23 protein-coding genes and 1 pseudogene are annotated in these 23,437 nt (G+C 66.8%); 10 read left to right on the top strand and 14 right to left on the bottom strand.

Annotated features, from left to right (window positions below; genetic code table 11):
* Positions 1 to 57 precede the first annotated feature (57 nt).
* Both HFP48_RS28210 and HFP48_RS28205 read left to right on the top strand, forming a co-directional pair.
* Positions 58 to 903 carry a mycofactocin-coupled SDR family oxidoreductase gene (locus HFP48_RS28210; RefSeq protein WP_168580710.1) on the top strand — a complete coding sequence of 282 codons (846 nt, stop codon included), beginning with the start codon at positions 58 to 60 and terminating at the stop codon, positions 901 to 903.
* A gap of 32 nt (positions 904 to 935) precedes the next feature.
* Positions 936 to 2,252: an MFS transporter gene (locus HFP48_RS28205; protein ID WP_246872595.1), complete on the top strand. Its 1,317-nt coding sequence runs from the start codon at positions 936 to 938 to the stop codon at positions 2,250 to 2,252.
* An 88-nt stretch (positions 2,253 to 2,340) separates the two neighbouring features.
* On the opposite strand, the pseudogene HFP48_RS28200 reads toward HFP48_RS28205, so the two are convergent.
* A pseudogene (locus HFP48_RS28200) lies at positions 2,341 to 3,425 on the bottom strand (CaiB/BaiF CoA-transferase family protein).
* The gene (locus HFP48_RS28195; RefSeq protein ID WP_282597493.1) at positions 3,410 to 4,246 is read right to left on the bottom strand and encodes a mycofactocin-coupled SDR family oxidoreductase; all 837 of its coding nucleotides are present in this window, start codon (positions 4,244 to 4,246) and stop codon (positions 3,410 to 3,412) included. The pseudogene HFP48_RS28200 and the gene HFP48_RS28195 overlap by 16 nt, the downstream one beginning before the upstream one ends.
* 211 nt (positions 4,247 to 4,457) lie before the next feature.
* Here HFP48_RS28195 and HFP48_RS28190 point away from each other — a divergent pair, with 211 nt between their 5' ends.
* Positions 4,458 to 5,993 (top strand): class I adenylate-forming enzyme family protein, encoded by a 1,536-nt coding sequence (locus HFP48_RS28190; RefSeq protein WP_168580708.1) that lies wholly within the window; start codon positions 4,458 to 4,460, stop codon positions 5,991 to 5,993.
* A 90-nt stretch (positions 5,994 to 6,083) separates the two neighbouring features.
* Here HFP48_RS28190 and HFP48_RS28185 read toward each other — a convergent pair whose 3' ends face one another.
* The 4 genes from HFP48_RS28185 to HFP48_RS28170 form a co-directional block, all read right to left on the bottom strand.
* Entirely contained in the window at positions 6,084 to 6,506 is a 423-nt protein-coding gene (locus HFP48_RS28185) for a MaoC family dehydratase (protein WP_168580707.1), read from the bottom strand.
* Positions 6,506 to 6,964, bottom strand: a complete 459-nt coding sequence (locus HFP48_RS28180) for a hypothetical protein (RefSeq protein ID WP_168580706.1) — start codon at positions 6,962 to 6,964, stop codon at positions 6,506 to 6,508. Before HFP48_RS28180 ends, HFP48_RS28185 begins: the two co-directional genes overlap by 1 nt.
* A 21-nt stretch (positions 6,965 to 6,985) precedes the next feature.
* Positions 6,986 to 8,182 (bottom strand): acyl-CoA dehydrogenase family protein, encoded by a 1,197-nt coding sequence (locus HFP48_RS28175; RefSeq protein WP_168580705.1) that lies wholly within the window; start codon positions 8,180 to 8,182, stop codon positions 6,986 to 6,988.
* 77 nt (positions 8,183 to 8,259) lie between these two features.
* Positions 8,260 to 10,029 (bottom strand): helix-turn-helix domain-containing protein, encoded by a 1,770-nt coding sequence (locus HFP48_RS28170; protein WP_168580704.1) that lies wholly within the window; start codon positions 10,027 to 10,029, stop codon positions 8,260 to 8,262.
* 279 nt (positions 10,030 to 10,308) lie between these two features.
* On the opposite strand from HFP48_RS28170, the gene HFP48_RS28165 reads away from it, so the two are divergent.
* Both HFP48_RS28165 and HFP48_RS28160 read left to right on the top strand, forming a co-directional pair.
* Positions 10,309 to 10,806 carry a flavin reductase family protein gene (locus HFP48_RS28165; RefSeq protein WP_168580703.1) on the top strand — a complete coding sequence of 166 codons (498 nt, stop codon included), beginning with the start codon at positions 10,309 to 10,311 and terminating at the stop codon, positions 10,804 to 10,806.
* An 18-nt stretch (positions 10,807 to 10,824) separates the two neighbouring features.
* Entirely contained in the window at positions 10,825 to 12,075 is a 1,251-nt protein-coding gene (locus tag HFP48_RS28160) for a bifunctional 3,4-dihydroxy-2-butanone-4-phosphate synthase/GTP cyclohydrolase II (protein ID WP_168581126.1), read from the top strand.
* 91 nt (positions 12,076 to 12,166) lie between these two features.
* Here HFP48_RS28160 and HFP48_RS28155 read toward each other — a convergent pair whose 3' ends face one another.
* Genes HFP48_RS28155 through HFP48_RS28140 form a run of 4 tightly spaced genes read right to left on the bottom strand, consistent with a single transcriptional unit; the run spans position 12,167 to position 16,039 of the window.
* Positions 12,167 to 12,907, bottom strand: a complete 741-nt coding sequence (locus tag HFP48_RS28155; protein WP_168580702.1) for an SDR family oxidoreductase — start codon at positions 12,905 to 12,907, stop codon at positions 12,167 to 12,169.
* Between the two features lie 23 nt (positions 12,908 to 12,930).
* Positions 12,931 to 13,686: an SDR family NAD(P)-dependent oxidoreductase gene (locus HFP48_RS28150; protein WP_168580701.1), complete on the bottom strand. Its 756-nt coding sequence runs from the start codon at positions 13,684 to 13,686 to the stop codon at positions 12,931 to 12,933.
* Positions 13,683 to 14,819 (bottom strand): acyl-CoA dehydrogenase family protein, encoded by a 1,137-nt coding sequence (locus HFP48_RS28145; protein ID WP_168580700.1) that lies wholly within the window; start codon positions 14,817 to 14,819, stop codon positions 13,683 to 13,685. The genes HFP48_RS28150 and HFP48_RS28145 overlap by 4 nt, the downstream gene beginning before the upstream one ends.
* Positions 14,816 to 16,039: an acyl-CoA dehydrogenase family protein gene (locus HFP48_RS28140; protein WP_168580699.1), complete on the bottom strand. Its 1,224-nt coding sequence runs from the start codon at positions 16,037 to 16,039 to the stop codon at positions 14,816 to 14,818. The genes HFP48_RS28145 and HFP48_RS28140 overlap by 4 nt, the downstream gene beginning before the upstream one ends.
* A gap of 167 nt (positions 16,040 to 16,206) precedes the next feature.
* On the opposite strand from HFP48_RS28140, the gene HFP48_RS28135 reads away from it, so the two are divergent.
* Genes HFP48_RS28135 through HFP48_RS28120 form a run of 4 tightly spaced genes read left to right on the top strand, consistent with a single transcriptional unit; the run spans position 16,207 to position 19,528 of the window.
* The gene (locus HFP48_RS28135; RefSeq protein WP_168580698.1) at positions 16,207 to 16,671 is read left to right on the top strand and encodes a MaoC family dehydratase; all 465 of its coding nucleotides are present in this window, start codon (positions 16,207 to 16,209) and stop codon (positions 16,669 to 16,671) included.
* A 49-nt stretch (positions 16,672 to 16,720) separates the two neighbouring features.
* Complete coding sequence (locus tag HFP48_RS28130) at positions 16,721 to 17,860, top strand: hypothetical protein (RefSeq protein WP_168580697.1); 1,140 nt, start codon at positions 16,721 to 16,723, stop codon at positions 17,858 to 17,860.
* 1 nt (position 17,861) lies between these two features.
* Complete coding sequence (locus HFP48_RS28125; RefSeq protein ID WP_168580696.1) at positions 17,862 to 19,049, top strand: thiolase family protein; 1,188 nt, start codon at positions 17,862 to 17,864, stop codon at positions 19,047 to 19,049.
* Complete coding sequence (locus HFP48_RS28120) at positions 19,046 to 19,528, top strand: Zn-ribbon domain-containing OB-fold protein (protein ID WP_168580695.1); 483 nt, start codon at positions 19,046 to 19,048, stop codon at positions 19,526 to 19,528. The genes HFP48_RS28125 and HFP48_RS28120 overlap by 4 nt, the downstream gene beginning before the upstream one ends.
* 60 nt (positions 19,529 to 19,588) lie before the next feature.
* Here HFP48_RS28120 and HFP48_RS28115 read toward each other — a convergent pair whose 3' ends face one another.
* The 4 genes from HFP48_RS28115 to HFP48_RS28100 all read right to left on the bottom strand — a co-directional run bounded on the left by HFP48_RS28115 (position 19,589) and on the right by HFP48_RS28100 (position 22,682).
* Positions 19,589 to 20,773, bottom strand: a complete 1,185-nt coding sequence (locus HFP48_RS28115; RefSeq protein WP_168580694.1) for a thiolase family protein — start codon at positions 20,771 to 20,773, stop codon at positions 19,589 to 19,591.
* Between the two features lie 69 nt (positions 20,774 to 20,842).
* Positions 20,843 to 21,589, bottom strand: coding sequence for an SDR family oxidoreductase (locus tag HFP48_RS28110; protein WP_168580693.1), 747 nt, complete (start codon positions 21,587 to 21,589; stop codon positions 20,843 to 20,845).
* Positions 21,586 to 22,347, bottom strand: coding sequence for an SDR family NAD(P)-dependent oxidoreductase (locus tag HFP48_RS28105; protein ID WP_168580692.1), 762 nt, complete (start codon positions 22,345 to 22,347; stop codon positions 21,586 to 21,588). The genes HFP48_RS28110 and HFP48_RS28105 overlap by 4 nt, the downstream gene beginning before the upstream one ends.
* A complete protein-coding gene (locus tag HFP48_RS28100) occupies positions 22,344 to 22,682 on the bottom strand; it encodes a hypothetical protein (RefSeq protein ID WP_168580691.1) in 339 nt (112 codons plus the stop codon). Before HFP48_RS28100 ends, HFP48_RS28105 begins: the two co-directional genes overlap by 4 nt.
* A gap of 284 nt (positions 22,683 to 22,966) precedes the next feature.
* Between HFP48_RS28100 and HFP48_RS31795 the strand changes: the two genes are divergently transcribed.
* The gene (locus HFP48_RS31795) at positions 22,967 to 23,314 is read left to right on the top strand and encodes a limonene-1,2-epoxide hydrolase family protein (RefSeq protein ID WP_246872594.1); all 348 of its coding nucleotides are present in this window, start codon (positions 22,967 to 22,969) and stop codon (positions 23,312 to 23,314) included.
* The last annotated feature ends 123 nt before the right edge of the window (positions 23,315 to 23,437 follow it).

Raw genomic sequence — 23,437 nt, 5'->3', positions numbered from 1 at the left:
GCGGCACACCTACCGTTCGACGGGACCACTTGGTCGGGCATCGAAAGGACTGTGGAAATGGGAACTCTCGACGGTAAGGTCGCGCTTGTCACCGGCGGCGCACGCGGACAGGGCCTGGCACATGCACATGCGCTGGCGAAGGAGGGTGCAGACGTCGTTCTGGTCGACATCTGTGAGCAGATCGCCTCGGTCCAGTACGGCCTGGCGACCGAGGAGGACCTCACCTTGGCGGCGAAGTCCGTTGGCGCGCTCGGGGTACGGGTTGCCGCGCACAAGGTGGATGTCCGCTCGTCGTCCGCACTCGACGCTGTGGTGGCGGAGACCGTTGCCACGTTCGGGAGCATCGACATCGTAGTGATCAACCACGGTATCTGGACGCGGGGAGCGCTGTGGGATCTGACCGACGAGGACTGGCTCGACACCATCGACGTCAATCTCAACGCGGTGTGGCGGGCACTGAAAGCAGTAGCACCGCAGCTGACCAAGCAGCGGTCCGGATCGGTGATCATCACCGCATCCGTCAATGGTGTGGAGGCACAGGCCGGCGCCGCTCACTACACCGCCGCCAAGCACGGCGCGCTGGGGCTGATGAAGTCCGCGGCCCTGGAGTTTGCCCCCTACGACGTCCGCGTCAACGCCATCCTTCCCGGGTTCGTCGACACCGCGATGACGAACTGGCAGGGCTGCTACGACATGACGGGCGGTAAGCCGGGGTCGACCCGCGCCGACCACGAGGTCGCGGCGCGTCATTGGCACGCGATGGGGGGGCTGATCAAACCGGACGAGATCAGTGGAGCTGTCGTGTTCCTCGCCTCGGACGCGGCGCGCCGGATCACCGGAGTCGAACTCCCGGTCGACGGTGGCCACCTGGTCCTGTCCACCTTCAACCCGAACCCGAGCTGATCACCATGTCCACAGAAAAGGACCTTCGGCGAGTGCTGGTCTCGGCGCTCAGCGCGAGCACACTCGAGTGGTACGACTTCTTCATCTACGGGACCGCCGCAGCGCTGGTGTTCAACAAGGTGTTCTTCCCTGGGGTCAGCCCGATCGTCGGCACGATCGCGGCGTTCGCCACCTTCGGCGTCGGCTTCCTGTTCCGTCCCCTCGGCGGAATCATCTTCGGGCACTTCGGTGACCGTCTCGGCCGCAAGGCCATGCTGGTGGTCGCCATGCTGGTGATGGGTGTGGCGACGTTTCTGATCGGACTGATTCCCAGTTATGCCCAGATCGGCATTGCTGCTCCGTTGATTCTGCTGGTGCTGCGCGCGGTGCAAGGTATCGCGGTCGGCGGTCAGTACGGCGGAGCCATGCTGATCGTGACCGAAAATGCCCCGCCGAATCGACGTGGGTTCTTCGGCAGCTTCGCGCAGGTCGGTCCGTCGCTCGCTGTGATCTTGTCCAACATCGTGTTTCTGGTCGTCGTGGCATCGATGAGCACGGAGGCCCTGCAATCGTGGGGTTGGCGTATTCCCTTCCTGCTCAGTGCGATTGTGGTGGCGCTGGGTCTCTACATTCAGATCACCATCGAGGACTCGGACGAGTTCAAGCAGTTGCAGGCCCGTGCGGTCGAGCAGAAATCCGAGGATGTCCCGGTCCGGGCGCGGTCTCCGATCGTCACCGCGCTGCGCGAACACCCGCGCGAGGTGTTGCAGGCCGGCGGGATGATCCTGGTCATTCAGGTGTACTACTACATCGTGACGGTGTTCCTCGTCTCCTTCGCCACCGAAGAAGGTGTGCCCAAGTCGACGGCTCTGTGGATTGTTCTCGTCTCGAGCGCGGTGACAGTGGTGTCGATTCCGATCTTCGCGTTGCTGTCGGACAGGGTGGGGCGCAAACGGGTTCTGGTGATCGCCGCCGTTGTGACAACTGTGTCGGCCTTCCCGTTCGTCCTGCTCCTCGGTACCGGCAGCGTCTGGCTGATGTTGCTCGCGGGTCTTCTCCCCGGTGTCACGTTGGGGGCGCTCTACGGGCCGATGGCTGCCTTCTACTACGAGATGTTCCCCGCGGAGGTGCGGTACTCGGGGGCCTCACTGGGATACCAGCTCGGTGCGGTCCTCGGTGGCGGGTTCGCCCCGCTGATCGCAACGAGTCTGTTCGCGTGGACGGGCACCGTGCTCTCGGTCGGGGCGTATGTGACTGTCGCGGGTGTCCTGAGCATCTGGGCGATCGCATCGGCCCGCGAGACCTACCAGCCGGCGGCGACCAGCCGACTGGAGGAGAAAACGGTGGACGTGTCGTCGATCGGATCGTGAATCGAACGCAATTCGATTGCGGCCAGGCACGTCGCCGATGAGAAGAGCTTCGGGGTCACTGGGAGATTGTGGCCCCGAAGCTCTTCGTCTACCAGATGGAGTCGAGGTCCGTGGCCACGGCCGCAGCGGGTGCCGGTCGATTCGGCGTCCGCGACAAACGTGGCGCAGCACCTGGTTGCAGTACACCGTCGAGTTCGCCCAGCGCTTCGCGGTGTGCGACCTGCGGATGTCGGGCCACCTCATCGAACGCCAGCACCGGGGTCACACACGCATCGAGCGCGTCGAAGACCGTTTCCCACTCGTCGCGGGTCTTGGTCGCAAACGCGGCTGCGATCGCATCACGTAGTTCCGGCCACCGGGACCGATCGTTTTGGTCCGGTGTCCCTTCGATGCCCAGTCCGTCGAGCAACGCCTGGTAGAACTGCGGCTCGATCGCGCCGACGGCCATGTACCCGCCGTCGGCGGTGCGGTAGCAGTCGTAATACGGTGCTCCGCCGTCGAGGACGTTCGATCCCCGTTCGTCGGTCCAGTCCCCGCTGGCCCGCATCGCCCACACCGAGTGCGCGAGGGTCAAGGTCCGTCGAGCATCGCCGCGTCCATCACCTGTCCCTGGCCGGAACGTGTGCGCTCGACGAGCGCGGCGAGCAAGCCGGCGATCAGGAACATCGAGCCGCCACCGAAGTCGCCGACGAGGTTCAACGGTGGCAGTGGCGGCCCGCCGGCCGGTCCGATGGCGTTCAGTACACCGGCGGCGGCGATGAAGTTGATGTCGTGACCGGGCTTGGCGGCCCAGGGACCATCTTGTCCCCAACCGGTCATCCGACCGTAGATCAGACCCGGGTTGTCGCTCGAGAGGCGGTCCGGGCCCAGACCCAGGCGTTCGGCGACTCCAGGCCTGAATCCCTCGATCAGGATGTCGGCCTTCAGTGCGAGCGCGCGGACCTGGTCGAGATCCTTCGGGTCCTTCAGGTTGGCGGTCACGATCCGGCGTCCGCGCAGCGTCGGGTCCTGCGCCAGGTCTGCCGCGGGGCCCGGACGCTGGACCCGGACAACGTCGGCGCCGAGGTCGGCGAGCATGAGTGCCGCATGTGGGGCGGGCCCCAGGCCGGCGAGTTCGAGGACTCGGATTCCGGCGAGGGGCCCGTGGCAGGTCTGTGTCACTTGATCAGGCATCCCGCATCGACGGGCAGGGCGACACCGGTGATGTACCGGGCTTCGTCGGAGACGAGGAACAACAGGGCGTTGCTGACGTCCCGCGATTCGACCCACGGGACCGGAAGGGCATTTGTCGACGCCGACGCCGGTTCGAAATCCTCGCGGGTCGGCGCCTCGAGATCGGGGCGGAAGATCCGGTAGGTGCCTTCGTTCTGGATCATCGGGGTGTCCACCTGGGTCGGGTGGATCGAGTTCACCCGGATGCTGTGCGGGGCGAGTTCGTTTGCGAGGCTGCGCATGAGACCGACGACGCCGTGCTTGGCCGAGACGTAGTGGGCGATGTGGGCGTAGCCCTTCAATCCCGCAGCCGAACTCGTCAGTACGATCGCTCCCCCGCGCCCACCGTCGATGAGGTGGGAAATGGCGGCCTTGGCCGTATGCCAGACACCGGTGAGGTTGATGTCGAGCATCTGCTGCCAGGTCGCTTCGGGGATCTCGTGCGCCAGGTGGGGGTTGCTCGCGATGCCGGCGTTGGCAGAGACGATGTCGAGTCGGCCGAGTTGGGCGACGGCCCCGTCGACACCGTTCGTCAAGGCCTCGGCGTCACGGACGTCGACCTCGACGGTGAGGACGCGACGACCCAGCTTCTCGACGAACCGGGCGGTCTCGGCGAGTTCCTCGGCGGTCCCGGTCGAGTACCCGATGTCGATGATGTCGTTGGGGACGTCGACCGCGATGATGTCGGCTCCCTCCTCGGCCAGACGGATCGCGTGTGCACGCCCTTGGCCGCGCGCCGCCCCGGTGATCAGGGCGACCTTGTCTTCTACTCGACCCACAATGTCTCCTCTACTAGTACAGGTGGTGTGTCGTACGACACATTCTCTGCGCGGATGCGCGGTCGAGGTTGTCGCGTTTCGGGACAGTCACCGAGGTGTTCTCGATTGCGACATCATCCAGCCGGAATCGGGGGTGTACTTCTACGCCATAGGCTGATTCGGCAACTTCCGTGCCGGTCGGCGTCCGGACCATTACTTCTGACGAAGGATGCACGTGAACCTTTCCAACGTCCTCGTCCGCGTCGCAGCGCGACGGCCCGACGCGGTCGCAGTCCGATTCGGCGGTGACGAGCTGACGTTCGATCAGTTCGTCGCCGTCTCGAGGCGGTTCTCGGCCTTTCTCGACTCTGTCGGTGTCGCACCTGGCGATCGGGTCGGGATTTACGCCTCCAACCGCCTCGAGTCCTTTCCGCTTCTCCTGGGGATCTGGATGGCGGGCGCGATTGCGGTGCCGTACAACCTGTCGGTACCGAGAGGACCCCTCCGGCACGCTGTCGAAGACTCGGACCCGTCGTTGATCGTGGTTGCCGACAGTGAGGTCGAGCTGATTCAGGACGTGTGCGACGGCCTTCGCGGCGCGGAGCGGATCCTGGCCGTGGGGCCGAACGCCGTCACCGCCGGTGCGAGCTGGACGTGGCACGACGTGATGACGTTGTCCGAGCGCCACGAGATCGTTCCTCGTCTCGACGGGGACGAGGCGCTGCTGATGTACACCAGCGGATCGACCGGCACCCCGAAGGGTGTTCGTCAAACTCACCGGACGACAGGAGTCGCCGTCGACGCCACCATCGACGTCTTCGGCCTCACCGCGGACGACAGCGCATTGGTGTGCACGCCTCTTTTCCATGTCGGAGGCTTGCAGCTGATCTCCCTTCCGATCCTGCTCGCGGGCGGGTCGGTCACGTTGATGGCGAAGTGGGATCCGCTCGGGTGGGTGGATCTGGCCCGGCGCTGGTCACCGAGTTATGTGGCGCTGGTGCCGACCATGGCCATCGATGTGGCCAACCGGATGAGCGGTGCGCAGCCGACGCAGTTGAGCAGTGTACGGATCTGCGCGGTCGGTGGGTCGGGCCTGCCGGAGGGTCCGCTGCGACGGTTCCGTGAGGCAACCGGCATCGGCTCGGTGATCAACATCTACGGCCAGACGGAGCAGAACGGGCTGGCCGCATGCGAACGGATCGGGGAGAACCCGCTGCCGGTGTGCCTGGGGCGGCCGCTCGAACAGGTGGTGCAGTGGCAGCTCGTCGACCCGACCACCCAGCAACGTATCGCCCAGGGCAGCGACGAGATCGGTGAACTGCAGGTGCGGGGTGACGCGGTCACACCGGGCTACTGGAAACGCCCCGACGCCGATGCCGAGCGGTTCGTGGACGGTTGGTTCCGCACCGGCGACCTGATGCGGATTCGACCCGACGGCCAGCTCGAGTACGTCGAGCGGATCGACGACATGATCATCAGCGGCGGGGAGAACGTCTACCCGCAGATGGTCGAGAACTACCTGGCGTCCTCCCCTGATGTCGCCGAGGTCGCGGTCATCGGGACACCACACGAGCGCTGGGTCGAGCAGGTGACAGCTATCGTCGTCGCATCCCACGAGGGAGTAACGATGGCCGATATCGCGGAATTCTGTCAGCAGCACCCCGACCTGAAAGGTCTTTCCCGCCCCCGCCGGATCGAGATGGTCTCCGCGCTGCCGCGCACCGGGAACAACAAGATCAACAAGCCTGAACTCAAGCGGATGTTTCGCTGAGCCCGAAGGTCCCCGGAACCAGCGAATGAGGGTGGTGCACGATGTGCACCACCCTCATCCCCTCGTTCCGGATCGATACCCCGAGTGGACTCAATCCTCGGGGACGGCGACGACAACCGTGCCGTCGATGACGCGGGTGCCGTCGCCGCGGTCGACCCACACGTCGCAGAGCACGCGGCGCGAGTCGCCGGCACCCATCACCTCGAGCACGGTGCCTCCCGCAGTAACTGCGTCACCCGCGCGGACATTGTCGCGGAATCGGCACTTGATGCGCTGGAGGGCTGATCTGGCGCCGGCCCATGACGTGATCATGTCGATGATGTAGGCCATCGTCGAACCGCCCTGATTGATCTCCCGGTCCCCCATGCCAGCTGCAGCGACGGCGTCGAGATCGAAGTGGATGGGGTTGGGATCGTCGAGGACCAGTGCGATCTGCCGGATGTGTTCACCGTTGACCGGGTCCACCACGAAGGACGGGATGATGTAGCCGGGCGCGATCTCGTTGGTGGACATCAGTTCTGCCCTCTCTTGAACAGGTAGACACTGGTAACCGTGCCGACAGCGTCGGTCGGTACGGTGGTGTCGAACAAGGTCACCGTCACGGTGAGACTGTCGAGAATCGATCCGTCTCGGGTGGTCCGGCGGGAAACACTGTCGATGGACGCAGTTGTCCGATAGGTATGGCCCACCGACAGCGGCTGATGCTGGTCGATACCGCAGGTGCCGAACAGGAGGGTGTCGCCTTCTCGTTTGTCCGCCAGGGCGCACAACTCGTCGACGCTGATGCCCATGCCGCGCAAGGCGATGATGAGAAACCAGATCGAGTGGGCGTACTCACCCGCGTCGGGATCCGCGGCGGCGTGCAGTGCGTGATCGGTGATCGCGGACTGGTGACGGGAGATGGTGGTGGTGTCACCGGGCAGCTGGCGGCCGGCCAGGCCGGGGTCCAGCTCCTTGACTGCAGTGGTCATCGGGCGTGAAGCCTTTCGGGGTCAGTAGGAGCGCGGCAGGCCGAGGGTGTGCTGGGCGATGTGATTGAGGACCATCTCCGAGGACACCGGTGCGATCTGCTGCAGGCGCACGATCGACCACAGGTCGGCGAGCCCGTACTCGTGGGCCAGGCCGTTGCCGCCGTGCACCTGGATGGCGGTATCGAGGGCGTGGTGCCCGGCCTTGGAGGCGAGGTACTTGGCCATGTTCGCGGCCTCACCGGCGGGCAGCCCGGCGTCGAAAAGGGCAGCCGCCTTCCACGTCATGCCGCGGGCCGCCTCCAGCTCGATCTTGGCGGCGGCCAGGGGATGCTGCACTGCCTGGTAGGCGCCGATCGGCGCCGTTCCCCACACGGTGCGTTCCTTGACGTAGCGGCAGGCCTTGTCGATGGCGTAGCGGGCAATGCCGGTGCAGATCACGGCACTGAGTACCCGTTCGGGGTTGAGGCCGTCGAACAAGGGCATCAGGCCCTTGTCGACCTCGCCGACGACCCGATCGGCGGGGATGCGTACGTTGTCGAAGAAAAGCGTGAATTGGCGCTCGGGGGCGGACAGTGCTGTGGGGATGAGTTCCCGGGTCAGTCCCTCGACGTCCGGGTCCACGACGAACAGTGTCAGCAGGCCTCGGCCGGTCTTCTCGTCGGTTCCGGTCCGGGCCACGAGGAGGAAGTGGTCACAGTGATCGACACCGGAGATGTAGTACTTGGTGCCCTTGACGATGTAGTCGTCGCCGTCGCGGGTGGCGGTGGTGGAGACGTTGTGTGAGTTCGAGCCGGCGTCCGGCTCGGTCAGCGCGAAGACGAATTTCTTTTCGCCGCTAGCAATTCCGGGAAGGTACTGCCGCTTCTGTTCCTCGGTTCCGTGTCGTCCGAAGACGCTGCCTGCGATGCCCTGAGAGAGCACCATGGCCAGCTCCGGGCAGCCGCCGGCCGCGAGCTCCTCGCTGACGATCGCCTGCTGGGTCAGGCCGGCACCGCTGCCGCCGTATTCTTCGGCGATGTTGAGGCCGAGGTAGCCGTTGCGGCCGAGTTCGTCCCACAGGGCCTGCATCGGTTCGCCGGTTGCCGAGCATTTCTGGTAGTAGTCGTGTCCGTACTTGGCGACGATACGGGCAACTGTGGCCCGCAGGAGGGTTTCCTCCTCGTCGGCGATGAGCGGCAGCGACGCGTCCAGCTGAGTTTCTGTCGAATGAGACACCATGGTTCGAGTGTGTGCCTCGTGACTGGGTGGTGGATGTCGCAACCTGCGCCACCGCCCGGTCACCCGAGCAGCCGATATCAGAAGTTGGCGGAGTCGATGTCGATGCCCAGCGCCCGGACCTTCCGGTACAGGGTGGAGCGCGCGATCCCGAGCCGATCGGCGGCCAGGCGCTTGTTGCCGCCGGCGTCGCGAAGCGCATTCATGATCGCCTTGGCCTCGAGTTGTTCGAGGCCCTGAAGCTGCCGGCGGGACGCCTGCACGCGGTGTTCGATCGGTAGGTCCTGCGCGCCGATGTACCGACGATTGCGGCCGGCGACGAGTTCGCGCACGAGCGTGTCGAGCCCGGCCACGTTGCGATCCCAGTCGATGCGGCCGAGTGCCTGGACCGCGTCGGGCATCCAGTGGACTCTTTCACCGGGCTGGCTGTAGCGCCGGCTGATGGTCTCGAGCAGCAACGGAAGGTCACCGGCGCGGTCGGCGAGCGAGGGGACCTCGACCACTCGGTCGAACCATTCCACCAGTTGTGAGAGCGCGGGGGTCGGTGCGCTCGTCGTTGCGACGACTCGGATCTGCCGGGCGCGAGCGGCGGCGACGGCGCTCGCCGTCGTGCGGAGCGCATCGGAGTCGAGGGTCTCGAGGTGCCGCAGGATCAGCAGCGACGGTGCCCGGTCGATGGCATCGCCGACGCGGGTGTTCCAGTCCGGGCTCGTCGTCGAGGGCGCCAGGGCGTCGACGACGGCGGTGTCGGACTCGTCCGCCAACGCCCGGGCCACCGCGAACTTTCCGACTCCGGGTTCACCGGTCAGGAGCAGTGCGGGGGTGCCTGTGTCGGTCACCGCGTGGCACATCGCGCGCCACGCCGGGGAGTGTCCGACGAGATCTCCCAGCGCCGGGACCGGTTCCTGCGAGCGCGCGCTGCGGGAGGGGTGGCTGCTGATCTTGAGGCGAAGCAGGGCACCGACCGTGGCGGGGCCGTCGGTCACCGGCACCACATCGACGCCCACCGCGGCTCCGTCCGCGAGCGAGACCGTCTTCTCGGCGGCCGCATCAGTCCCGGATCGCAGGGTCCGGGCCGCGTGCTCCCACAGGATCGCCTGATCGGACGGTCCGAGGATCCGGGCAGCGGCGGCGTTGCTGATGATGGTCTGCTCGTCGAGACAGATCACCGCGTGTCTGCTGTCGCGGTTGTCCGCCAGAAAGGCCTCGAACAGAAGCTGTTCCCGACGGTGTGCAGTGGTGGCCAGCACCTTTTCGATCTGGGTGGCAACCTCGCACACCCACGACAACATGATGGGGTTGGTGTCGCTGTATCGGCAGGTCAGATTCAACGTGCCGATCAGCCGCTTGGTGAGGGGATGGTGGATCGGCGCGCCGGCGCAGGTCAGCTGGAGGGATTCCTCGAAGAAGTGCTCCGGGCCGGCAACGAGCGCCGGACGTCCGGTTTCGAGGACCATTCCGCCGCTGTTGGTGCCGACGGTGGTTTCGGCGAAGGAGTAGCCGGGCAACACGTCGTGCCGGTCCAGGCGCCTGGAGAAACGGCTGTCCTCGACCCACCTCGCGAGAACCCAACCGCTGGCATCGGTCAGTGCCAGGCTGCTCGACGAGTCGACGAGTGCACCGCGCTTGGACTCGATCACCGGGACGGCCACCGACAGCAGCTGCTCCGAGGACTGCAGCTCCGAACGAAAAGTGGGCCGGGAGCGCTCCGGCTCGAGCCCATACATCAGCGAACGCTTCCAGGACTGTGCGATCTCCTTGCGCACGATGCCGCGTTCGGCCGGGTCCGCGCCTTCGAGGAAGAGCTCTCGTTCGCGCAGCAAGGTACGGGTGCGGTCGTCGAGGGACAAGGCGGAAGTCCTTTCTTTCGGCCTGGGCTCGAGAGTCCGTGGGCGCATGCCGTTCGAGACGTCGGCCACCACAGCCCTGGACGGGCTGTGGTGGGGGACACGTCCATGATGCCAAGCTACTGACATGGCGTCAACAGTGAGTAGGCAGACTGTCTCTGCACCGGATGTCGCGATTTGCTCCGCCGCCTCGGCGCGCTGTCCCGATCTGCGACAACCTCCCTTCGCGTGCGCTCCATACAGTGACCTCAGTCACCGCAGCACTACGAATCGAGGCCCCTCATGACCGCCGATCTCACAGCCTCCCCCGCCTTCCGCGAGGCGATGGCACGATTCCCCAGTGGCGTCACCATCGTCACCACGGTGGACGAGGAGGGCCGTCAGCGCGGTTTCACCGCCAGCTCGTTCTGCTCGGTGTCGATGGATCCACAGTTGGTCCTGGTCTGCCTTGCCACCGGCGCCGAGTGCCACGACGGCTTCGAACGCGCGGACACCTGGCTGATCCACATCGCCGGGATGGAACACGAGGCAATCGTGCGACGGTTCGCCATACGCGGTGCCGACAAGTTCGCCGGAAACGACTTCACTCCACACGCGTCGGGACTGCCACACCTCGCGGATGCACCCGTCGTTCTCGAGTGCCGGGCGCACGCTCGCTACCCCGGGGGCGACCACACCATCCTCGTCGGCGAGGTCGTGTCGGTCGGGCTCGGTGATCGCGCGCCGGTCGTCTACTACGACCGGACCTTCACCCCTGCCCGAGTCGCCGGTCGGAACTGACCAAATCTCAGCATTCCCCTGTCCGAAAAGGAGATCACCGTGACGATATCGACGATCGAGACGGCACTGGACGAACTTCGCGCCGGCCGGATGGTGGTGGTGGTGGACGACCCCGGCCGCGAGAACGAAGGTGATCTCATCGGCTGCGCGGCCACCATCACCACGGACCAGGTCGCGTTCATGGTCCGGCACAGCACCGGCATACTCTGTGCCCCGATGTCCGCTGCGCGCGCCGAGAGGCTGCAGCTGCCCCAGATGGTCGGCGAGAACACCGACTCCCATCACACGGCATTCACCGTCACGGTCGACCACATCGACACCACGAGCGGGGTGTCGGCGGCCGACCGAGCCCGAACTCTTCGAGCCCTCGCCGATCCCGACTGCCACGCCACAGACCTGCGTCGACCGGGACACGTGTTCCCCCTCGTCGCTCGGGCCGGGGGCGTTCTCGAACGCGCCGGGCACACCGAGGCGGCGGTCGACCTGCTGACGCTCGCGGGGCTACCGACAGTCGGAGTGATCGGTGAGATCGTCGAGGACTCCGGTGCGATGCGCGCCGGCCGATCGCTCGACGACTTCGTCCACGCGCACCAGCTGGTCAAGATCACCATCGCCGACCTCATCCGATACCGGCGAGAACACGCGAACTCGGTCGTTGCCACCGGGAGCGCGGAGCTGCCGACCGAGTTCGGCCTGTTCCGGGCGCACGCCTACCGGGCCACCAACGACGGAACCGAGCACCTCGCGCTGACGGTCGGGAACCTGAACGCGTACACGAACAATCCCGCGGGAGTCCTCGTGCGCGTGCACAGCGAATGTCTCACCGGCGATCTCGCCGGATCACTGCGCTGTGACTGCGGTGTCCAGTTCCGCGAATCGATGCGCCGGATCGCGGCGGAAGGGGTTGGGGTACTGGTGTATCTGCGCGGCCACGAGGGCCGCGGGATCGGGCTCGGCCACAAACTCCGCGCCTACACCCTGCAAGAGCGGGGCGCGGACACGGTCGAGGCCAACGAGGCCCTGGGGTTGCCCGTCGACAGCCGGGACTATCGCGTCGGCGCGGAAATTCTCGTCGACCTCGGCGTGCGCCGGATGCGGCTGATCACCAACAACCCCGACAAGTACACCGGGCTCGACGGTTACGGTCTCGAGATCGCCGAACGGGTCCAGCTGCCGGTGCACACCACACCGGAGAACGTTGCCTACCTGCGCACCAAACGGGACCGGATGGGGCACCTGCTCGACATACCGCCCGCAGTCGGAAACTGACGGACACCGTCGCAGCAACACGCATCGGGGCGGCGGGCTGGAACTGTACAGTTCCAGCCCGCCGCCCCGATGCGTGTGTCGCCGAGACCGGCTACATCGACACGCCACCGTCGACGGGCAGGACCATACCGGTGATGTAGCTCGCTTCCTCCGAGGCCAGGAATGCGACCGCGGCGGCCATCTCGCAGGGGTCGGCGAACCGCCCCAATGGCACCGACTCGGTCATCTCGGCGAGGCGGTCGGCCGGGATCGCTGCCACCATCGCGGTCGCGGCGTTCGGCGAGATGGCATTCGCCGTGATGCCGAATCGTGCGGTCTCCTTGGCGACGGTCTTGGTGAAGGCGATGATGCCGCCCTTGGCTGCCGCGTAGTTGGCCTGCCCGACGTTGCCGTGCATGCCGGTGTAGGACGTCACGTTGACGATCCGGCCGAAGCCGGCGTTGCGCATGTGCGGCACCACGGCACGGGTGACGTTGAAGGTCCCGCCGAGGTGGACGTCGAGCACGGCCTTCCACTGGTCGTCGGTCAGCTTCCACACCACCGCGTCGCGGGCGATCCCGGCGTTGTTGACGGCCACGTCCACCGATCCCCAGGTGTCGACGACGATGCCGACCCCGGACGCCACCGATGCCGGGTCGGCTACGTCCATGGCCACCGGGAGCACGGTTGCCGACGGCGAGCCCCACGCCTTCTCCAGTTCAGTGGCGTCGCGGTCGGCGACCGCGACGCGCGCTCCGGCAGTGCGGAAGTATTCGGCGATCGCTTTGCCGATGCCCTGGGCCGCTCCGGTGACGAGCACGGTCCTGGCTGAGAAGTCACAGGTCAGGTTCATTCGATGGCTCCTTGCACAGTTGATCAGAAGATGGTGTAGCCGCCGTCGACGACGACTTCGTTGCCGGTGTGGAACGTCACCGTAGGGTCGGCGAGAAACGCTGCTACGGAATGGAATTCCTCAGGATTGGCCCAGCGTCGAACAGGTGTTCGTCTGGTGGTCGCCTCGACGAACCGCTCGTTCTCTCGCAGGTGTTCGTTCATCGGCGTGGCCACCCAGCCGGGGATAAGGATGTTGCAACGGATCCGGTGCCGGGCGAACTCCACGGCGAGGGTGCGGCCGATGGAGCTGGTTCCGGATTTGCTGGCGGCGTAGGCGGCCTGGCCCGCACTGCCGTAGCGGGTAATAGTGGATGAGACGATGACCATCGCGCCGCCTTCGCCGCGCTCGACGAGGTAGCGGCCCACTTCCCGGGTCGTGAGGAACGTCCCGTCGAGGTTGGTGCGAATCACCCGCTGCCAGTCGTCCAACGAGGTCTCCAGATACGGCTTCTCGTCGGCGATCCCGGCGTTGGCCATCAGGATGTCGATCCGGCCCATCCGTTCGACGGTGTCGGCAACGGCACGACGCACATCGTCTTCGCTGCCGACATCACACGCGATGGCTTCGGCGCGGACACCGCGGCCGCGCAGGGCCTCGACGGCGGCGGCGCTGCGTTCGACGTTGCGCGCCCAGATCGCGACGTCGGCCCCGGCCGCGGCCAGGCCTTCGGCCAGGCCCAGCCCGATGCCGCCGTTTCCGCCCGTCACCACGGCGACGCGTCCGGTCAGGTCGGTCATCGGATGTTCTCCACCGTCGGAAAGGGAAGGTCGATCAGGCCCGCCAGATGGGTTCGGTGCACGTCCGGGCCACCGAACATCAGCATCGAGCTCTTGGCGCGCTTGAGGTACAGGTGGGCGGGATGCTCCCAGGTGAATCCGATACCGCCGTGCAGCTGCACGTACTCTTCCGCCGCGTGCACAGCGACCTCCGAGCACCACGAGTGTGCGACGGCAGCAGCGACATCGAGGTCGTCACTGCCGGTGGCGAGGCAGTGCGCGGCGTACCGCGCGGCGGCCCGGGCCTGGTTGATCTGGACCCACAAATCGGCGAGACGGTGCTTGAGAGCCTGGTACGAACCGAGAACCCGACCGAACTGACGGCGCACGCCGAGGTACTCGACGGTGGCTGCGAGGCAGTGCTCGGCGAGGCCGAGCTGTTCGGATGCCAGGAGCGCGGCGCCCGCCCGCAGCGCTGCCGCGGTTGCGGCGCCGGCCGGCCGAGAACTCTCCAGACGCCGGCCTGGTGCTGCGTTGAACTCGATGTCGACCAGGGGCCGGGTCTCGTCGAGGGACACCACCGGGGTGCACCGGACGCCGGCCGCGGCCACCTCCACCAGATAGGTGTCCTCACCGACGGGCACGAGCAGTGTGTCCGCCGCGGAGGCGTCTGCGACGGTCGCCACGGCACCGGTGAGGGTGGAGTCGGTGACCGTGACGGTCGGTTCCAGCGGGCGGAACCACGGCGCGCCGGCCGGTACCGCCACCGCGGCGATCATGTCTCCGGCGGCCAGCTTCGTCAGCAGGTCGGCGGCACCGATCTGTTGGGCGTAGACGGTCGCGACACCTGCGCTGCCCAGGTAGGGCACCGGGGCGATGGAACGACCCAGCTCCTCGAGCAATACGGCGGTCTCACGCCAGCTCGCGCCAGCGCCGCCGACGTCCTCGGGTAGCGCCAGTGCGGCGCCGCCGACGTCGGCGGCGAGGGTGCGCCACAGGGTGCGGTCGAGGGAACTTTCGGACTCGGTGAGGGCAAGGACGGCGGTCCAGTCACAGCCCTTGTTCAGAACGTCTCGGACGGTCTCGCGAAGAAACTCCTCCTGCTCGGAGTAGAGGAGATCGGTTGCCGGTCGCTCAGTACTGGTGGTGGTCATCGGGGCAGCTCGTTCCATGCGGTGGTGGTGTCGGTGCGGCTTTCTGCGGGCAGTCCCAGGATTCGTTCGGCGATGATGTTGCGCATGATCTCCGAGGTGCCCCCTTCGATCGAATTGCCCTTGGTGCGCAGGAATCGGTATCCCGCGGGGCGACTGTGTTCCTCGTCGAGGTTGGGACGGCGGAACGTCCAGTCGTCGAACCGGAGTCCCCGGTCGGCGAGGACGTCGAGTTCGAGACTCGACACTCGCTGCGCGAGCTGCGAGTACGCGAGCTTGGACCCGGACCCTTCGGGTCCCGGGGTCCCCGTCACCGCCTGTTGACGGAGGCGTTCGGTGGTCAGTCGCATGGTCTCGGCTTCGACCCACAGCTGCAGCAATCGGTCGAACGATCCGATCGTGCGATGGGTCGTGTCCTGGCGCCAGAGGTCGGCGAGGAACCCGATCGGCCCGCCTTCTCGCGGCGCGGTCCCGGCTCCGATGGCGACGCGTTCGTTCATCAGCGTCGACTGGGTGACCTTCCACCCGGCGCCCACCTCACCGAGTCGGTTTCGGTCCGGCACCCGGACGTTGTCGAGGAACACCTCGTTGAATTCCGCTTCGCCGGTGAGCTGACGCAACGCCCGAACATCGACGCCCGGTGAGCGCATGTCGCACACGAAGTAGGTCAGACCGCGGTGCTTGGGCACGGTGGGATCGGTGCGGGCGATGAGCAGGGCCCACCGCGCTTCGTGGGCCAGCGATGTCCAGACCTTCTGCCCGTTGACGACCCAGTCGGTACCGTCGGCAACAGCCCTGGTTGCCAGTGATGCGAGATCGGAGCCGGCGGACGGTTCACTGAAGAGCTGGCACCAGATTTCTTCACCCGTCCACAGCGGCCGCAGCCACTGTCGCTGCTGCTCCAGGGTGCCGTGGGCGAGAATCGTCGGCGCTGCCATGCCCAGTCCGATCACGTTGCGGTGCGGCGCGTTGTCCGGGGCGCCCGCAGCCTCGAGCGCGGCATCGACAATCGACTGAGCGGCGACGTCGAGACCGAGGCCGCCACAGCCGACCGGATACTGTACCCACGCCAGGCCTGCATCGAATCTCGCGCGGAGAAACCCGATCCGGGGCGTGGTAGCCGGATCGTGGGCGGACAGGAAGTCGGCTACACATGCAGCCAGACTGCCCTCGGTGACGGGATGGCCGGCGGAGGCCGCGGCGGCGGTGGGCGTGTCAGTCATTCGGCTCGAATCCTTCTGTAAGCGATGTCGTCCCGACTCTCACACGGATCCAGCGTGGTCGGATGTCGCGCTCTGACACACGTGCACTGTGGCGCAGACTGCGACAACCGGACCCGGTTCGTTCTCACTACCGTCGGCGGACGAGACAACGGATCGGAGACGAAGAAATGACTACATCCCCGGTGGTCTTCGCCACGCCGAACGACCTGGTGAGTGCGGTGGGGGCCTCGCTGCCCGTCACGGAGTGGATGGTCGTCGACCAGCAGTGCATCGACACCTTCGCCCACGCCACGGGCGATCACCAGTGGATTCACGTCGATGCCGAACGAGCGGAGACCGGACCGTACGGCAGCACCATCGCGCACGGCTACCTGACCCTGTCGGTGATCGGCCCGCTGGTTGCCGACGCATTGTCGGTGCCCGGGGCGTCCTCGGTGGTCAACTACGGGCTCGAGAAGGTTCGATTCCCGGCACCCGTGCCGGTGGATTCGCGGATCAGGTTGTCCTCCACCATCACCTCGGCGAACAAGGTTGCCGGTGGCGTCCAGGTCACGATCGAGGCAGTGGTCGAACGCGAGGGAGCACCGAAGCCGGCGTGCGTGGCGATCGTGGTCTATCGGTTCCTCGACTGATCCGGTTCGCAACCTCTCACTCATTGACTCTCGGAAGGATCGACTACCCATGACAGTGACCGGATCAGAGGGTGGGCGCGCGACACCAGTAGCCGTGGTGGGCCTGGCCGCGACGCCGTTCCTCCCTGAACACGATGCCGTCCTCGACGAACTCGTCTACGACGTGGTCTCGCGAGCTCTCGGCGAGGCGGCCCTGCGCAAGCAGGACATCGGCCTCTCGGTGACCGCATCCATGGACATCTTCGACGGCCGCAGCATCTCCGCCGGCATGACCAATTCCGCCTCCGGCGGCTACCTGTCCGACGCGTACCGTCTCGAATCCGACTCGGGAACAGCGATCATCGCAGCAGCGGAGGCGATCGCCTCGGGTGAGGTGGAGGTGGCTGTCGCCGTCGGCGTCTACAATCCGGAGACCGCCAGCCGCGGGGTCGAGCGGCGTGCGTTCATCGAACAGATCTCGAACCTGGCGTTCGACCCGCACTTCGCCCGCCCGGTGGGTCTGACCACAGAAGCGACGTACGCGCTGCACACCGCATGGGCGCTCAAGAACAACGCCACCCTCGCCGAGCTGGCCGACCTCGCCGCAGCCGAGATCAACAAGTCGGTCGGTCACATCCGGTCGGCCCGCCACGAGCACGTCACCGGCACCGATGTCCTTGCCGCACCGCGCGCGAACGGCGCCCTCACCGAACTCATGCTGCCCGCGCACAGCACCGGCGCGGTCGCCATCGTCCTCGCTTCGCCCGCGCGCGCGGCGCGTCTGCCCGGCCGCAACGCCCTCCTCACCGGTTTCGGGCGTGGCACCGGCAGCTACCTGAGCGGCACGCAGTGGCTGACCGACGTCGGCGCCTCGACTCGCCACGCAGCCGCGACGGCGTACCGCAACGCGGGCATCACCAACGCCGCCGAGCAGGTCGATCTCGTCGAATTCACGGCCCCCACCGCCAGCATGTACCAACCTCTGCTCGAAGCCCTGAGCCTCGGCGGGCTGGCTGCCGACCGAATCAACGCCTGGGGTGCTGCGGCCGGTGTGTATCCCGGCCTGGCCAACGGCGCCGCGCGACTCGCGGACGCGCTCGACCGACTCGACGACGCGCCCGCCGACACGACCGCGGTGGTGCATTCGGTCGACACCGTCACCGGTGCTGTCGCCCTCGACAGCACCGTCCTCGTCGTACAGGGAGTATGAGATGGCTCGACATGCAGTAGTGGCCGGTGTAGGTATCACCGAGGCCACATCACCACGCAAACAACAATTCTCGTACATCGAGTTGTGCCAGCAGGCTGCGTGGCGGACCCTCGAACACGCCGGCGCAACACCGGACAGCATCGACGCCATCGTGGTCGGCAACATCGACGGGTTCGAGGGCACCGTACTCGGCGGCAAGCACCGCTCGAAGTTCCTCGGTCTCGGCGCGAACATCCCGCTGACCGTGGTCAACACCGGCGGCACCACCGGCGGAAACCTGATGCAGGTCGCAGCGCGCATGGTCGGTGCCGGTACCCACGCGCGGGTACTGGTGCTCGGAGGCCCGACGTTCTACGGCGTGCAGGACCTGCAGTCCGCGATCAACACCAACTCCCCGATGGTCGTCGAGCAGCCCCTCGGGATGGGCGGGTTCCACATGGGTGCGTTCGCCGCCAGCGCATACCAGGCGCGGCACGGCATCACCACCGCCGATCTCGCGGCCGTCGCGGTCGCCGACCACCAAAAGGCCTCCCGCAATCCCTACGCTCACCTGCGCTACACCCTGACGATCGATGACGTCGTCGGCGGTACACCGCTGTCGTCGCCGCTCACCCAGCCGATGGTGTGCCCGGTGTCGACCTCGGCGTGCGCGATGCTGGTGACCTCCGACGAATCCGCGCGCTCGCTCAAGACCACACCCGCGGTGATCCGGGCGATGGGTACCTCGGGGGATCCGTACCTCGGCGGCGGCAAGGGCGACTTCGGTGCGATGGAAAACCTCGCGATGCTCGCTCGACGGGTGTACGCGAAGGCCGGCATCCGCGATCCGTATCGCGAGTTCGACGTGGTCGAGGTCTTCGCTCCCTACGCGCACATGCAGCCGATGCAGCTCGAGGCTCTTCAGTTGTGCGCTCCCGGAACGGGCATCGATCTCATCAAGTCGCCGGAGAGCCGTCGCGGTGGCAGCCTGCCGATCAATCTTTCCGGTGGGCCGAAGTGCACCAACGCCGGCGTGGCGGGCGAGCTCGCACCGTACGTCTACGTGGCCTGGCAGGTGATGGGTGACGCACCGGAGGAGATCCGCGTCGACGGCGCCCGCACCGGACTGGCCCACGGCACCGGAGGAACCTTCTTCCAATTCGAGAACTTGGCAGTATTCGAACGATCCACCGAGGAGCGCGCATCATGAGCGAGACCACCAGCACCATCGACCAGGCCGTGACCACGACTCCCGTGCACTGGGACCTCGACTACGACATCCACCTCGGCGCCACCTGGGGCCGGTTCATGCAGGGGCTGCGCGAGAAGAAGATCCTCGCCAACACCGGAGCGAAGTCGACCAAGGTGTACGTCCCGCCCCAGGCATACTGCGAGGACTCGTTCGAACGCAACGACCAGTGGGTCGAACTCAGCGGCGAGGGCGACCTCGAGGTGTACACCGTGGTGTGGCAGGGTTTTCGCGGGGGCCCGAAGGCTCCGTACGCCATCGGAGGCATCCGCCTCGACGGCGCCGACACCCTGCTGATGCACTACATCGTCGGACTGGACTTCTCCGATCCCGCGGGCATCCGGGCGCAGCTGCCGTCCGGCTCACGCGTGCGGGCAGTATGGGCTGAGGAGCGCACCGGACAGATCCTCGACATCTCGCATTTCGAGCCGGCGGTCTGACCCCCTGCACATGACTGTGGGCCCCTCCGACGGGAGGGGCCCACAGTCATGTCCAGGGGGTCAGAGACGTTCGATGATCGTGGCGTTGGCCATGCCGCCACCCTCGCACATCGTCTGCAGGCCGTAACGTCCACCGGTGTGTTCGAGGTTTCCGACCATCGTGGTCAACAACCGGGCGCCCGAGGCGCCGAGGGCGTGGCCGAGCGCGATCGCTCCGCCGCTCGGATTGAGCTTCTTCGGATCGCTGCCGAGATCCTTTTCCCAGCACAACGGAACCGGCGCGAACGCTTCGTTGACCTCGTAGGTGTCGATGTCGTCGATGCCCAGGCCGCTACGTTCGAGGACCTTACGCGTGGCCGGAATGACCCCGGTGAGCATGTAGAGGGGATCGCTGCCCGTGACCGCGAAGGAATGGAAACGGGCACGGGGGGTCAGTCCGAGCTCGGCCGCCTTCGTCTCCGACATGATCAGGACCGCGGACGCGGCGTCGGTGAGCGGTGACGAGTTGCCCGGCGTGATCGACCAGTTGATCTGGGGGAACCGTTCCTCGAACTCCGGTCGCGCGAAGGACGGCTCGAGGCCGGCGAGACCTTCTGCGGTGGTGCTTGCGCGCAGGGTCTCGTCGGTGTGGTGGATCGAGCCGTCGGGAAGCGTGATCGGGATCAGCTCGCGTTCGAACCGGCCGGCGAGGTGCGCTTCATGAGCGAGGCGGTGCGAACGCGCGGAGTACTCGTCGAGGGTGGCGCGGTCGAGTCCCCACTTGGCCGCGATCAGCTCCGCGGAGACGCCCTGGTTGACCAGCCCGTCCGGGTATCGGTCGGACAGCGGGCCCACGGTGGGATCCTGCCCCTGGGAGCTCGCCCCCATCGGGATGCGGCTCATCGACTCGACGCCGCACGCGACGACGATGTCGTACGCACCGGCGATGACGCCCTGCGCGGCGAAGTGCGCGGCCTGCTGGCTGCTCCCGCACTGCCGGTCGACAGAGGTGCCCGGAACGGACTCGGGGAGCCCGGCGCGCAGCGACGCGGTGCGAGCGATGTTGAGGGCCTGCTCACCGGTCTGCGACACGCAGCCGGCGATCACATCGTCGATCAGGGCCGGATCGAAGTCGTTGCGGGCGAGCAAGGCGGTGAGGGTCTGCGAGAGCAGGTCGGCGGGATGCACGCTCGACAGCGCCCCGCCCTGCTTTCCGCGTCCGGCACCGGTCCGGACGGCGTCGACGATGACAGCATCGATGGTCACGAGAGATCTCCTTGTTGGTGGGTTGTCGTTCTGACTTGCCGGATCAGGCCGAGGCTTCGGCGCTGGTTGTCATGCGTGCCAGAGGTTCGGGCCCGGCCTGGTCAGCAGCAGCCGCGGAATGACCACGGTGCGCGCCAGATCGGTCATCGCGACGGTCTGGTCGGCCACGTCGCCGGCGGTGATCATCTCGGCCGGGGCGATCTTGTCTGCCAGCGCCGAGGTCATGTCGGTCGCCACGTAGCCCGGGCACACGGCAACGCCGGAGACGCCGTGCGTGTACTCCTCGACGGTCAAGGTCTCGCACAGCGAGATCAGGGCGGCCTTGGTCGCGCCGTACGCGGAGTTGAGGGGTTCGGCGCTGATCCCGGTCATCGAGGCCATCGCGATCACACGAGCCCCCCTCGGCGACACCTGCCCGGTGGCGCGCAATGTCGGCAGCAGTTGCTGGACCAGCTGGTACGCGGACCGCACGTTGACGGCGAAGAGCTTGTCGAGTCGCCGCAGCGGGAAGTCCGCGAACGGCCCGATCGCCCCCATCCCAGCGTTGAGGACGAGCGCATCGAGGCGGCCGAACGCGTCGACGTGCTCGCGAGCGAGCCGATGGACCGCCGCCTCATCCGACATGTCGGCCGGCACCGCGACGATCCGGCGCCCCGTGTCGCCGGCGAGAGCTTCGGCGAAGCCCTGCAATGCCTCCGGCTGACGAGCGCTGACGGTCAGATCCCAGCCCCGCTCGGCGAGGGTGCGAGCGATCAGGGCACCGATGCCGCGGCTCGCCCCGGTGACGAGCGCGACCCGGGTGTTCTCGACGGTCATCGCGGTGCCATCCGGATCGCACCGTCGAGGCGGATCGTCTCACCGTTGAGCATGGGGTTCTCCACGATGTGGCGGACCAGGCCGGCGTACTCGGCCGGCCGGCCGAGGCGGGAGGGGTGTGGAACCTGGGCTTCGAGCGATGCGCGGGCGCTGCCCGTAAGTCCCTCGAGGATCGGGGTTTCGAACATTCCGGGCGCGATCGTCATGACCCGGACCAGCCGGTCCGCCAAGTCGCGGGCGATCGGGAGCGTCATACCGACGATGCCACCCTTGGATGCGGAGTAGGACGCCTGACCGATCTGACCGTCGTAGGCGGCGACCGAGGCGGTGTTGACGATTACACCTCGTTCCCCGTCGACCGGCTCGGTGGCCGCGATGGCGGCCGCGGCGAGGCGAAGGACGTTGAAGCTTCCGATCAGGTTGACTTCGACGACACGGCGAAACCGTTCCAGGTCGAGCGGGCCCATCGAACTCACCGTTTTGGCGGGGTCCCCGATCCCGGCGCAGTTGACGACGATCCGCAGATCGCCCCAGCCCGCGGCGACGTCGACGGCGGCTCCCACCTGGTCGGTTTCGCGCACGTCCGCACCGACGAATCTGACCGCGCCGTCGAATTCATGCAGACCGCGTAGATCAGCCGAGGGTAGGTCGAGGGCCACCACGCGGGCGCCGGCGGCGACGAGTTCCCCGGTGGTGGCCAAGCCAAGGCCGGAGGCGCCGCCGGTGACGAGCGCAACAGTGTCAGGGGTGAGGATCATCGGGTTGTTTCCGTCCATTCGAGGTGCGCGGCAACGGCTCCGGTGTCCGGGTGATACCAGCCCTTACGCTGTGCGTAGTCGAGCATGGCATCGAAACCGCGTTCCCATTCCGGCGTGGGATCGGCGGCAAGAGCGGCCCGGGCGGTGTCACGGAACGCGGCGACGTCGAGCTTGATCGCATCGGGCGTGGACCCGATGACAGCGAGGCCAGAGGCCAGCAGGACGTCGACGACCGCGGCCGGTGCCGAGCCGGCGTTCGCCACGATCGACAGGCGGCTGAAATCCCCGGGTTCCTGGACCGTGGGGGCTCCGGTGGGCGTCACCTCTATGTACATCTTGTCTCCCGGTTGTGAGCTGGTGCTTCGAGCCTCACACCGGACGCAGGCCTGCGGTCGTCGCATTTCGATACGCAGTCACCGCTGAGCAGGACCGAGTGTGTCGATCTGCGACATCTCCATGTGACTGCCGACACATGGGTATGGGTCGGTTCGAAGATCTCCCACGAACACGAGGGTGAAGTGACACAGTGGATTCAACGCCCGCGGTGGGCAGACCGGTCGTCCGAAGCGGCGCGTGCCGTCGCGCGGACGAAGCGTTGATACTCGCGTTCAGGGATGCCTTGAGCAGCACGGACGCCGATCTTCTGATCGACTACCTCGCCGACGAGACGATGTATCAGAACATGCCGTTGCCTGCCGCGTACGGACGTGCCGCCGTCCACGCAACCCTCACCGGTCATTTCGAGGTGGAAGGTATCGAAAAGATCGATACCTTCCACCTCGCGTCGCGGGATGGGGTCGTGTTCACCGAGCGGGTCGACCTGCTGACGGCACTTCCGACCGGCAAATCGTTCGAGCTGCCCGTCACGCATCTTCCACATCTCGGACGGCAAGATCACTGGACGGCGGGACTACTTCGACCTGCGCAGCTTCGAGTATGCCGTCGACTTCACGCTATCGGTGGATAGGCCCGGCCCTCACGGATCCGTCGCCCTGATTCCGGGGCGGGCTACCGGCGGCGATCCCGTCGACGCGCTCGACTGGATCCCCACCGATCCGAGCCGAGCACCGTGTCCGGAGAACCAGACAGC

The sequence above is a fragment of the Rhodococcus sp. DMU1 genome (genome assembly GCF_012272955.1).
Classification (GTDB): Bacteria; Actinomycetota; Actinomycetes; order Mycobacteriales; family Mycobacteriaceae; genus Rhodococcus; species Rhodococcus aetherivorans.
Note: the sequence above shows the minus strand (reverse complement) of the source record. Positions and strands in the feature narration are given on the sequence as shown.